Raw genomic sequence first — 12,377 nt, forward strand, 5'->3', positions numbered from 1 at the left:
ACCTAAAAAACATGCACAGAAAACTCGGTTGATGAAAAAGAGTCTTGTTTATATGGTGAAGATGAGCTTCTGAAGGATAGTGGAGAGTGCAAGCTCTTCATTCGGTAGGACCCGTTAACGTTCCAAGCATTATTGTGCTGTTGAGGTAAATCATGTGAGTGATTTATAAACATGGGTGGTAACACGAAGTTTTCGTCCCTAAGTCATATAAGTATGGCTTAGGGACGAAAACTTTTTTTATTTCTTCAGGTGAGCAACGATGATATCAAGCTAAATGACAAATATGGGTAAGACAAAACTGAAACGAGGGTTATCAATGACAAAGCAATTAATCAACTTAGAGAATATCAACGTTTCGTTTGATCAAGCAGGCAACACCGTTCAAGCTGTAAAAGATGCTTCTTTACAGGTTGAGCAGGGTGAAATCTACGGCGTTGTTGGCTATTCTGGTGCTGGTAAATCAACATTAGTACGAGTCATTAACTTACTTCAAGCACCAACTAGTGGCAAAGTCGAAATTAATGGCGAAGTGCTTTTTGAAAAAAAGGATGGTACTACCAAGCAGATTGGCACTAAGGAGTTACGAGAAAAGCGCCGGAATATTGGCATGATTTTTCAACATTTTAATTTGCTGGAAGAAAAAACGGTGATTAGAAACGTTGAGTTTGCTTTGAAGCATAGTAAGAAAAAAGAGAAGGAAGTTACGGCACAAGCGCTGAAGTTGTTAAAACTGGTCGGGTTAGAGGACCGTAAAGACTTTTATCCAGCTCAACTATCTGGTGGTCAGCAGCAACGGGTTGCCATCGCACGGGCATTGGCTAACGATCCTGATATTCTAATTTCAGACGAAGCGACTTCAGCTTTGGATCCTAAGAGTACGACACAGATTCTGGATTTATTAAAGCGACTGAACAAAGAGTTGGGTCTAACAATTGTTTTAATTACCCACCAAATGGAGGCCGTAAAACAAGTTGCTGATAAAATTGCGGTGATGAGTTCTGGCGAAATTATTGAACGTGGTGAGTTGGTCGACGTCTTCACCCATCCCCAAAAAGAATTAACCAAAGAGTTGATTGGGACTCAGGGTGAACTTAAAAAGGCCATCCATCTTCTGGATAAGGATGCCATTCAACGTTTGAATCATGAAGAATGGGAACTAGTTCATCTCACATACACTGGTAAAGACGTTGTGGATCCCATTGCAGCAACGCTCTACAAGGATTTTGATGTAGAAGTCAGCATCATCTTCGGTAACGTCGATGAGCTTCGCGGCACACCAGTTGGAACATTATTTGTCACCTTGAAAGGTGCCAAGGATAACCGTGAAAGGGCGATTGCCTATCTAAAAAAGGCAGGAGTCGATGTTGAAGAATACAGTTCTAGGGAGGTGATTGCATAATGTCAGAATTCGCACACTTAATGCCTAACGTTGTTCATCTAGGCTGGCTGGGACAAAACGGTTGGTTGACTTCAATTGGACAAACGTTATATATGACCTTTTGGTCAGCATTGTTTGGCGGTGTCATTGGTATGATTTTTGGTGTTGGACTTGTGATTTTTGATCAGGGCGGAATTGCAGAAAACCGAGTGCTTTTCAACATTTTTGATAAAATCGTGTCGATTGTTCGTGCCATTCCATTCATTATTTTACTTGCATTTATTGCACCCGTTACCCAAGCAATTGTTGGCACACAGATTGGTCCGACTGCCGCGTTAGTTCCGCTGTCACTATGTGTTATTCCGTTTTATGCGCGTCAGGTTCAAGCAGCTATTTCCAGTGTTGATAAAGGGAAAATTGAAGCGGCTCAATCCTTAGGAGCAACGGTTCCGGATTTAATCTTTGATGTCTATTTGAGAGAAGCAAGTTCGGAATTGATTCGAGTTACGACGGTGACACTCATTAGTTTGATTGGGATGACCGCCATGGCCGGTGCCATTGGTGCTGGTGGACTTGGGAATACCGCGATTGCTTACGGGTACAACCAATTTTCAAACGACATTACGTTAGTTGCCACACTGTTAGTCCTAGTACTCGTGGTTCTGGTTCAACTCACCGGTGATGTTCTAGCTAAGACAACAAGTCATAGTCACAGATAACTAATAGAAGAGGGTAATAGGTTGAGTACAGAAGAAGATAACGAACGAATTAAGCTATTACAAGATTTCATCAAGATTCAAACGCCGAATAGTAATGAAGTTGAAGTTGCCAAATATATTGGAAAATTATTTGATGAAAACGGCATTTCATATAAGATTGATGAATTTGGTGATAAAAGAGCCAATCTGATTGCTGAAATTGGGGAGAAGAAAGTTGATGATGTCCTAGTCTTAACCGGTCATCAAGATACTGTTACGGTTCCCAATGCAGATGCCTGGCATCACGATCCATTTGGTGCCGAAATCGTTGGCGACAAGCTATATGGGCGTGGTGCCGCAGATATGAAGAGCGGTTTGGCTGCTCAAGTACGAACGTTCATTGAATTGGTTAAAGAGGGCTACAAAGTTCCAGGGACACTTCGGTTCATTGCTACCGCGGGTGAAGAGTTTGGAACACCTGGCGCTAACCGTTTGAATGATCAGGGGATTTCAAAGGATGTTAATGCCATGGTGGTTGGTGAAGCTAGTGATGGTAACGTGGTCTATGCACACTGTGGTAGTTTTAACTACGAAATCCAGAGTAAGGGGAAATCTACTCATAGTTCAACTCCAGAACTAGGCATCAACGCCTTAGATGGTCTGAACGAATATAGCAATCGCGAAAAGCATATTTTTGACGATGCACCGGTTGATGAGTATCTGGGTAAGTTGGTTCATAGTATTACGCTGATTAAAGGCGGCGATCAGGTCAACATTATTCCTGAATACGGCGAATTATTTGGTAATATTCGGCCGACATTAGCCTTTGACAATCAGCACGTTATCGATGCTATTCAAAAGACGGTGGATGATATCAATGCGACAACGGATTATGAATTAACCTTTAAAGTCATTCATAGTTGGCATCCAGTTGAAACGGCACCCGAAAAGCACCTTGTTCAGGTTGCTAAACGGGCAGCTGAAAAGAACTATCAAGGTAGAGATATTCAACTGATTACTTACAAAGGTGCCACGGATGCCAGCGTGTTTACCAAGGGTAATCCTGACATTGATGTCATCGTTTTAGGACCGGATAACGCTAGCGTGGTTCATCAGACCGATGAATTTACAACTGTCAGCAGTTATCTAGAAACGATCAAGACTTATAAAGATGTGGTTAAAGGCTATTTTGAAAAATAATAAAATTTGTTACTCAGAGGAGAAAATATTATGAAGAAATCTACTAAATGGATCGTTGGTATTATTGTTGTTGTGGTAATTGTGGTTGCTGGCTTCTTTAGTTTTGGCGGCAGTTTAAGCGGCAAACAAAAAGCGCAAACTGTTACAGTTGGTCGAGTTGCACCATCTAAGGGTGATGAAGCAGTTTGGAGTACTGTTGCTAAGCAAGCAAAGGATAAGTACAACGTTACGATTAAGTACAAGGACTTTACTGATTATGTACAACCAAACAAGGCCGTTCAAAACGGTGAAATCGATATTAACTCCTTCCAAACTGAACAATATTTGGATGTTTGGAACGCTGCCCACAAGGATAGTACCTTAACTTCAATTGGTTACTCAATCACTGCACCATTGCGTTTGTACTCACACAAAGTTAAGAATGTTAAGGACTTAAAGAAGGGCGCTACCATTGTCATCGATAACGATGCAGCTAACCAAGGCCGTTCACTGAAATTATTGCAAAGTGCCGGCTTGATCAAATTGAACAATGTTAAGAACCCAACACCAAGTGACATTAAATCTAACCCTAAGAACTTTAAGATCACACCAATCGATGCTAACCAAACCGCCCGTCAGCTTGACGATGTCGATGCAGCAATCGTTAATGGTGGTTTCGCTATGGCTGATCACGTTAACATCAAATATTCAATCTTCAAAGAACCTTTAAACAAGGCTAACAAGCAGTACTTCAACGTCATAGTTGCTACTAAGAAGAACAAGAACAAGCAAGCTTATAAAGATGTTGTTAAGGCATACCAAACTAAGGCTGTTAAGAACCAAATCAAGAAGAGTTATGGTGAACTTGAACAACCAGCTTGGGACATCAAATTCTAATTAAACGCGTAAAATTGACGTTTGATAGTAAATGATATGTCGAAATAACGGCTTAAGCAGTCTGATTACCAGTCAAGATCTGACTGATAATCAGACTGCTTTTAGTTTATCAATGATACGGGAGGACACGCAGATGAAGACGAAGTTTGTAGCAGTTGGTGACGCCATTATTCAACGTCATATGCCTAGTGGCGGCTACCCGGGTTTTAAAGCCGTCCAGTCGATTATTCAAGATGCGGATGCCAGTGTTTTTAACCTGGAAACCACGGTCCACAAGTATGAATCATACGGGTCACAGTATAGTGGCGGTGGGTATTTTTGTTCAGATCCATCGATTTTGAAAGATTTGAAAGAATTTGGCTTTAGTGCCACCACGTTTGCTAACAACCATACGATGGACTATTCGTATGGCGGTCTAACTAAAACCTTGGACTACGTGGATGCAGCTGGTATTCCTTTAGCTGGTGCTGGCAGAAACATGCAAGAAGCCGCTCAGCCAGCTTATTATGACTCACCAAATGGTCGAGTAGGTGTGATTGGTGTGACCAGTTCGTTTAATCCTGCTGCCATTGCTGGTGATGCCTCCGCCTATTTACCTGGTAGACCAGGATTGAATCCGTTGCGTTACCATGCCACTTATTTTGTCACACCTGATCAAGGCAATGCGCTAGCTAAGATTGTTGATGTGACACATGTAGACGATAATAATCGGCTATTGCGTAAAGCAGGGTTTCAGCCAAAAGTGCCGGATAACACGATTGCGTTGGGAGACTATCGATTTAAAGTTGCCGATCAGCCAGGACACATTACTGAAGTGGACGAAAAAGACATGGCTAGGATTCGGCAATCAATCGAAGAAGCTAAGGATCAGGCTGATTTTGCGGTGGTATCAATTCATTGCCACGAAATGAAGGTTGAGGATCGTGAATCAATTCCAGATTTTCTGGCACAGTTCGCCAGAGCTTGTATTGATTGTGGTGCGGATGCGGTTGTAGGTCATGGGCCACACACGATCCGTGCGGTTGAAATATATCGGGATCGTCCCATCTTCTATTCTTTAGGTGATTTCATTCTTAACATCCAAAGCATGAACAAAGCACCTGCTGATTATTTTGAGATGTATGATTTGCCAACTGATTCAACGATAAAAGAACTATTTAACGCTCAGTGGGCGGGCTACACTCGTGGCATGCAAGTTGATCCCAAACTGTATCAGGCGTTTATACCAGATTGGACGATTGAGAACGGTAAGCTGACAAGCGTTGAGATACGACCCGTTGAATTAGGCTATGATTATTCACTTTCTGATGGTCGAAAGGGATGGCCAACGATTTCAAATAAAGGAGATATTTTACAGCGTTTAGCAAGACTGTCCGAACCATATGGGACTCATTTTCAAATTAATGGGGATAAAGCAACAATCAAATTATAGGTGTTAAATTGTGCGACTAGTCTGGTAAGAAACCAAGGTTAGTCGCACAATTTTGACTTTTACTCCACAAGTCGATATAGTTAGTGTACTAACTATATTTCAAAAAGGAAGAAACACTATGAATAATTTCGGCTATCTCATCATGGATGTGGCTAAAGAACTTCGCTATCAGCTCAACGTTGCCTTGGAAAAAGAAGGTATCACCAGTGCGCAGTGGGCTGTGATTGCTCAACTGGAGCTGTCAAAGGATTCGTTAACTTCAGCTCAAGTTGCGGGGATTGTCGGGATGGATCGAGCGACCGTCTCGGGAATCGTCAAACGGTTGACGGCCAAAGAACTGGTTGCTGTTCATGCTTCTAGTCAAGATCGACGTGCACGTGTTCTCACGTTAACGGCTAAAGGCGAAGAAACCTTTAAACGCTGTGAGCAAATTGCGAACACACAAATGTCAGAGTTTGCTGTTCCCTTGGATCAACAGGAACAAGCAATTCTAGTAAATTTGCTGGTTAAATTGGAAGAAGGTCATCATGTTGGATAAGATACTCGTTTTGGGCAGTACCGGGAATATTGGCTGGCCGGTGGTTGAACAACTGGCAGCAATCGATGATGTGGAGGTCGTTGCTGGCATTTATCATTCTGAATCGGCCCAGATGAAACAGTTGGGTGTGAAAACACGGCACTTTGATTTTTTGGATGCTGATACCTTTGAACCAGCACTCAAGGGAATTAATAAAGTTTTCTTCGTTCGCCCACCAGAACTGGCGAAACCTGAACAAGATATGAAGCCCTTTTTAACCGCGTTACAACACCACAAGATTGACCAAGTCGTGTTTGTTTCCTTGATTGGTGTGGAGAAGAATCCCATGGTACCGCACCGTAAGATTGAACGGATGATTACTGAGATGGGGTTACCTCATACTTTCATTCGCCCAAGTTTTTTCATGCAGAATTTAACCAGTACGCATCTGCAAGATATTCAGCAAAATCACGATCTATTTGTGCCGGCAGGACGGTCTAAGACCAGTTTTATTGACGCTAAAGACATTGCTGCCGTTGCAGTAGCGGTTCTACGCGACCCCAAGTATCTTGGTGAAGCATTAGAAATAACGGGACCTGCCGCAATTACTTACAAGCAGGCGGCTGAAATCATGACGACTGAACTAGGCGTGCCGATTACTTACAGTAAACCTAGTCTACTAAAATTTCGGCGTACTATGATTCGGCGGGGAGTTAAAAAAGAATTTGTTAACGTGATGGTGATGCTGTATATCATCACGCAACTTGGCAATACGAAAACGGTTAATCATAATATCGAAACGATTTTGCACCGTCCAGCGACTACCTTTGCGGCCTTTGTGCGAGATAATAAGCGACTGTTTTTAAATCAAGAATAAGTGCAGGAAATAATAACTGTCGGTTTGTGTCTCATTGTGCTTTTTCACGAATAAATCCTTAAGATGCCTTTGTTTGAGCATCAGTTGGTGCTAATATATTAAAGGGTAAATGATGCTTGTAGAAACATTCTCATTCGTATGGTTGAGTTCGGTTCTCAAGCGGATATTGGCAGTATTTAATCTCGGGCGCAGTGTTCCGGTGCTAACCGGCATTGCGCCCGATTTCAATGCGCCAAATATTTTGTTAAGTTGGAGAGGCAATGATTTAATGAAGCGAAAAGTTAAAGCGTCACCTGAGTTACGTCGGTCAATGACGGCGGGACAGATGGAAATGATCTCCCTAGGTGGCGCCATTGGTGTGGGTCTGTTCATGGGTTCTACTTCAACCATTAAGTGGACCGGACCCTCAGTTTTATTGGCGTATATGTTTGTCGGTTTAATCCTGTACATCGTTATGCGGGCACTGGGTGAAATGATTTACATCAATCCGGGAACTGGCTCCTTTGCGGATTACGCGACGGAATATGTTCATCCGTTAGGCGGCTATTTAGCAAAATGGGCCAACGTGTTTGAATATATTGTGGTAGGGATGTCTGAAGTGGTGGCTGCCACTCAGTATCTGCAGTATTGGTGGCCGCACATTAATACCTTTACCGTTGGGGTGGTCATCATTGGTTTCTTAGTGATTGCCAACCTCGCCAGCGCTAAAGCTTATGGCTCACTGGAATTCTGGTTTGCCATGATCAAAGTGGTTACGATTATCTTGATGATTATTCTTGGCTTTTTGGTGATCTTCTTTGGCTTTGGCAATGGTGGGCATCCGGTTGGTTTTAGTAATCTTTGGTCCCATGGTGGGTTCTTTACCGGTGGTATCAAGGGATTCTTCTTCTCAATGTCAATCATTGTTGGGTCATACGAAGGTATCGAATTACTGGGAATCACAGCTGGTGAAGTTGCTGATCCGCAGAAAGCAATCGTTAAATCAGTGAAGTCAGTACTGTTGCGAATTTTGATTTTTTACGTGGGCGCGATTTTTGTGATCGTCACCATTTATCCTTGGAATCATCTGAGCGCAATCGGGTCACCGTTTGTCTCAACTTTCGCTAAGGTTGGGATTACCGCTGCGGCCTCCGTAATTAACTTCGTGGTACTGACAGCAGCGCTATCTAGCGCCAACTCTGGAATCTACTCTTCTAGTCGGATGCTGTTTAAGCTGGCCCATGAAAATGATGCACCAAAGATTTTTGGTCATTTGTCAAAACGAGTGGTTCCCAGCGCTTCGATTTTAGGTATCTCAGGTGGGATTCTATTAGGCTTTATCCTTGATATCGTTTTTTCTGCCTATAATAAATCGACTTCGAACCTGTTCGTGGTGGTCTTCAGTTCATCGGTCTTACCGGGTATGATTCCGTGGTTTGTTATCTTATTAGCCGAGCTGCGTTTCCGGAAAAATAACGCCATGGTGATGAAGAATCATCCGTTTAAGTTACCTTTATACCCATTTTCAGATTACTTTGCCATTGTCATGCTACTCGTCATCGTAGGGTTCATGTTCGTTAACCCAGATACCAGAATCTCGGTGATTGTTGGCGCAGCGGTTTTGGTTGTTGCAACGTTGTTCTACTTAGTACGGCACCGTAAAGGGCGGTTAGATTAGTTTTAAGAGAGTGATGCATTCAAATGTGCATCACTTTTTTTAGCTGAAAAATCAAAAATAGTGGTATTATTATTAATTTCCTAATCATAATCTAATTATTTGTGCTATAATACTAACTAAATCGCTGTATGTGCAGGGATTAACATAATGTATTTTAGTAAACTTACATATAGAGGAGTGTTTTATATGGACTACAAATTTTCTAGTCGTGTACCTAAGACTGATAATGATCCCGTTGGTGAAATTTTAAAGGCAGCTGCAAACCCAGCAGTAACGTCATTTGCTGGTGGCTTACCTGCACCAGAACTATTCCCAGTTAAGGAAGTTAAAGCTGCTGCTGATAAAGTCTTAGACGAAAAGGGTCCAGCTGCATTACAATATGGCTCCGCACAAGGTGTACCCGAATTACGTAATGTACTATTAAAGCGGTTGGAAGTTGAAGGTATTCATACCACTGCAGACCACGTCATGGTTTCCACTGGTTCACAACAATCGATTGATTTAACCGGTAAGATGTTCCTCGACGAAGGCAGTACCGTTATCGTTGAAGACCCAACTTACTTAACTGCGGTTGACGTTTTCCGTTCATACGGTGCTAACTTTGTTGGTGTTGACATGGATGAAGACGGGATGAAGATGGACTCTCTGGAAGAAGCTTTGAAGAACAATCCAGACGCTCGCTTGATCTACACCGTACCAACCTTCCAAAACCCAACTGGCCGTACCATGACCTTGGAACGCCGGAAGAAATTAGTTGAATTGGCTGAAAAATATGATGTTATGGTCCTTGAAGATAACCCATACGGTAACATTCGTTGGGAAGGTGAAAACTTACCTTCATTGAAGTCATTAGATAAGACTGGTCATGTTATTTACATGGGCACCATGTCGAAAATCTTCTCACCTGGTCTGCGGATTGGCTGGGTAGTGGCTGAACCAAAGCTGCTTAAGAAGTACACCATGATGAAGCAGTCTGCTGATTTGCATACTGACAGCTTCTCACAATACGTATGTGCACAGTACTTTACCGACAATGATATCAACGATCACATCAAAGCTATCAGTGCACTCTACCATAAGCGTGAACAAATCATGGTTGATGCCATTGATAAGTACTTCCCAGAGGGCGTTTCACACAGTAATCCTGAAGGTGGTATGTTCTTATGGGTAACTGTACCAGGTGTTAAGAGTTCACAGAAGTTATTCGATGCTGCCCTGAAGCGCAACGTTGCCGTGGTTCCTGGTGATCCATTCTTTGGTAACGAACCAGTTCCCGGAACATTCAGAATGAACTACTCTAACACACCTGAAGATGGTATCGTGGATGGTGTTAAGAAGTTAGCTGAAGCACTTGATGAAGTGATGTCAGCTGAACCAGCTACTAAGTAATTTAATTAATTTAGATAAAGTTTATCCCGTGATGGTTTCAACAGCTTTCGGTGCTGCTGAAATCATCACGGGATTTTGCGATATAATGGGTTAAAACGAAGTTAGGAAGATTAAAATGAATTTAGATGAAAAATTTGCTTACATGGCAACTGGTCAACCTTACGATGATGAGGATCCCAAATTAATGAAGGTGCGAGAAAAAGCTACGACGTTCACTCAGAAATTGAATGGGACAGTTGATCCGGATAAGCGAAATGAATTATTCACGCAGCTGGTTGGGCACGCGGGTGAAACACCATTTGTGGAACCTAATTTCAGATGTGAATTTGGCCGCAACATCAGCGTTGGTGATCATTTTTACGCCAACTATGATTGCGTGATGTTGGATGGCGCGCCCATTACCATTGGCTCACACGTTCTTTTTGGGCCTAAAGTGGGGCTTTACACCAGTAATCACCTGTTTGACCCGGTTGAACGGCGGACGGGTGGCTGTATTGCTAAATCCATCACTATTGGCAACGATGTGTGGCTAGCAGCTAACGTCACAGTATTGCCAGGAGTTACTATTGGCAGTAACGTCATCGTTGGTGGCGGCAGTGTTGTGACTAAGGATATTCCCGATAACGTGATTGCTGCGGGAAATCCGTGTCGAGTACTACGACAAATTACTGAAGCAGATCGCACCGGGTTTAATGGGCAAGATTTTTCAGCAGGAAAGTAACTAACTGATAAGTGTTCTTGATTGCCTTAGACCTACTATAAGGTCATATAATATGTTGTATAACTGGATAGGGAGGAATTCGAATGACGACGATTACAGATACGTTTGAATTGAATAATGGGTTAAAGATGCCTAAAGTTGGTTTTGGTACGTGGCAAACTAAGCCAGGTAAAGAAACGGTTGATGCCGTTAGCAATGCACTGAAAGCTGGCTATCGGTTTATTGATACTGCCAAAGCCTACCAGAATGAAAAAAGTGTTGGTGAAGCTATTGCAGCCAGCGATGTCGCACGGGAAGACTTGTTTGTTCAGACTAAGTTGCCTGGAGAATCGAAGTCTTATGATCAAGCTATGGCTGACTTTGATAGCAGTTTAAAGGCGTTGAACCTTGATTATGTTGACTCGTACATCATTCACGCACCATGGCCATGGGCACAGATGGGTACCAACCACGATGCCGAAAATCGCGATGTGTGGCGTGCCATGCAGGACATTTACAACAGCGGTCGGGCAAAATCGGTGGGTGTCTCAAACTTTAATACCCATGATTTGGAAAACCTGTTAAACTGGGACGGCTTGACGGTTACCCCTGCCGTAGATCAGATTCAGTACTACGTTGGGTATACCCAGGATTCTATTGTGAAGACGGCTAAGGACAACGGGATTGTCATTCAGGCTTATTCACCGTTAGCAACCGGTGATTTAGTAAATGATCCTGACTTAAAACGGATTGCAGAATCTTACCACGTCTCAGTACCCCAATTAGCCTTACGTTTTGTGATTCAAAACGACATTGCACCGCTACCAAAAGCAAGGTCAATGGCGCACGTGAAGGCCAATGCGGAGCTTGATTTTGAGATCAGTGATAAGGATATGGCGTTCTTGAATCAGGTTGCCGCGGTGGAGCATATTCATCCGGTGGGGGATTAAAAGTAGAGTGTGAAAACAAGCGTTTAGATAGCGGAGTGTAAGGCCCCTTTCTCATAAACCCATGGGCTTGGGGTTTGTGAGAAAGGGGCCTTACATGCAGCTGTCTGCTTGTTTGAACACGTTTTAGCAAAATAGAAGTAAAGCTCCATGGACTTGGAATTTATGTTTGGATCCTTTAATGCAGCTGTTTTTTGAATTCAATTGCGATTATTGAATGATAAACCCATAATTACTTAAAAAAATCAAGGATTTTAACGAAAAATTTCTTAATTAAATTTAATTCCTGATGTAAACGTGGTAAAATATGTTTATCCAAAACATTAGTGTGATGGGTATTCGGTGTCTTAATTAATATTGAGAGTACCGATTTATCGTTATGATGGTAAGGGCTTTCCTGTAGGTGTAGCGGCTTCATAGTAGCGTCGCAATACCTGCAATGCCTGGTCTTTGACCTTCTGATGATAAGAATTTACTGTAATTGAGAAAGCGGATCGCTATAAGTCCTGCGGGATAAAATAAACTTCTCCCTGTAAATTTTAATAAACTAAGTGTTATTTCCCCCATAATAGATAACCAATTAGTTCCCGTGTAAGGATGATCGGTGAGTATTAATTACAGCGTTAAAGAGCTTCGAACCTCCCCAGTTCGGAGCTTTTTGTTTGGTATAAATTAAAAAGAGGGGCTGTGCCACAAGTCTATATTG

General features: G+C 42.5%; 11 protein-coding genes. All 11 read left to right on the forward strand.

Annotated features, from left to right (window positions below; translation table 11 throughout):
* Positions 1-316 precede the first annotated feature (316 nt).
* Positions 317-1,399: a methionine ABC transporter ATP-binding protein gene (locus AC6H04_RS05440; RefSeq protein ID WP_497570719.1), complete on the forward strand. Its 1,083-nt coding sequence runs from the start codon at positions 317-319 to the stop codon at positions 1,397-1,399.
* Positions 1,399-2,097, forward strand: a complete 699-nt coding sequence (locus tag AC6H04_RS05445; RefSeq protein ID WP_497570720.1) for a methionine ABC transporter permease — start codon at positions 1,399-1,401, stop codon at positions 2,095-2,097. Before AC6H04_RS05440 ends, AC6H04_RS05445 begins: the two co-directional genes overlap by 1 nt.
* Before the next feature lie 21 nt (positions 2,098-2,118).
* Positions 2,119-3,276, forward strand: a complete 1,158-nt coding sequence (locus tag AC6H04_RS05450; protein ID WP_497570721.1) for an ArgE/DapE family deacylase — start codon at positions 2,119-2,121, stop codon at positions 3,274-3,276.
* Positions 3,277-3,306: 30 nt separating this feature from the next.
* The gene (locus AC6H04_RS05455; protein WP_497570722.1) at positions 3,307-4,152 is read left to right on the forward strand and encodes a MetQ/NlpA family ABC transporter substrate-binding protein; all 846 of its coding nucleotides are present in this window, start codon (positions 3,307-3,309) and stop codon (positions 4,150-4,152) included.
* Between the two features lie 133 nt (positions 4,153-4,285).
* Entirely contained in the window at positions 4,286-5,584 is a 1,299-nt protein-coding gene (locus tag AC6H04_RS05460; protein WP_497570723.1) for a CapA family protein, read from the forward strand.
* 118 nt (positions 5,585-5,702) lie between these two features.
* Positions 5,703-6,122 carry a MarR family winged helix-turn-helix transcriptional regulator gene (locus AC6H04_RS05465; protein ID WP_497570724.1) on the forward strand — a complete coding sequence of 140 codons (420 nt, stop codon included), beginning with the start codon at positions 5,703-5,705 and terminating at the stop codon, positions 6,120-6,122.
* Positions 6,115-6,978, forward strand: coding sequence for an SDR family oxidoreductase (locus AC6H04_RS05470; RefSeq protein ID WP_497570725.1), 864 nt, complete (start codon positions 6,115-6,117; stop codon positions 6,976-6,978). The genes AC6H04_RS05465 and AC6H04_RS05470 overlap by 8 nt, the downstream gene beginning before the upstream one ends.
* A gap of 268 nt (positions 6,979-7,246) precedes the next feature.
* On the forward strand, positions 7,247-8,635 hold the full coding sequence (locus AC6H04_RS05475) for an amino acid permease (RefSeq protein WP_497570726.1): 1,389 nt from the start codon (positions 7,247-7,249) through the stop codon (positions 8,633-8,635).
* Between the two features lie 186 nt (positions 8,636-8,821).
* The gene (locus tag AC6H04_RS05480) at positions 8,822-10,024 is read left to right on the forward strand and encodes an aminotransferase-like domain-containing protein (RefSeq protein WP_497570727.1); all 1,203 of its coding nucleotides are present in this window, start codon (positions 8,822-8,824) and stop codon (positions 10,022-10,024) included.
* A 115-nt stretch (positions 10,025-10,139) separates the two neighbouring features.
* Positions 10,140-10,745 carry a sugar O-acetyltransferase gene (locus tag AC6H04_RS05485; RefSeq protein WP_497570728.1) on the forward strand — a complete coding sequence of 202 codons (606 nt, stop codon included), beginning with the start codon at positions 10,140-10,142 and terminating at the stop codon, positions 10,743-10,745.
* A gap of 83 nt (positions 10,746-10,828) precedes the next feature.
* Entirely contained in the window at positions 10,829-11,674 is an 846-nt protein-coding gene (locus AC6H04_RS05490) for an aldo/keto reductase (RefSeq protein WP_497570729.1), read from the forward strand.
* Positions 11,675-12,377: the final 703 nt, after the last annotated feature.

The sequence above is a fragment of the Secundilactobacillus sp. MJ173 genome (genome assembly GCF_059704265.1).